The organism is Anaerostipes hominis (ex Lee et al. 2021) (assembly GCF_002270485.1).
Lineage (GTDB): Bacteria > Bacillota > Clostridia > Lachnospirales > Lachnospiraceae > Anaerostipes > Anaerostipes hominis.
On the sequence record NZ_NQOG01000079.1, the window covers coordinates 1 to 267 of the forward strand.

1 protein-coding gene is annotated in these 267 nt (G+C 39.7%); it reads left to right on the top strand.

Annotation, left to right across the window (positions count from 1 at the left end; all coding sequences use genetic code 11):
* Positions 1 to 182 (top strand): hypothetical protein (locus tag CI597_RS19805; protein ID WP_198959590.1); only part of this gene is annotated, 182 nt, incomplete at its 5' end.
* Positions 183 to 267: the final 85 nt, after the last annotated feature.

Consider the following 267-nt stretch of genomic DNA (forward strand, 5'->3'; position numbering starts at 1 on the left):
TAATGATCGACAAAGGGTTTGATGCAAAGAGCTGCGGATTTACAGTAGTTGGAAATGCTCTGATGAGAGATAGTGATACCGTAAAGGTCATGGAGCGCCTGCTTAGTTTTCCTGAGAGAAAGTCCAAACAGGATGAGCCAGAATTCAGGCAGCTTATCAGCGCATGGAAAGAAAAAATATGACAGAATCTAAAAACAATCAAACTGCTGAAGGAGGTTTCGCAGTTTGATTGTTTTTTCGTTTAACATCTGATATTAACTGTAAAGC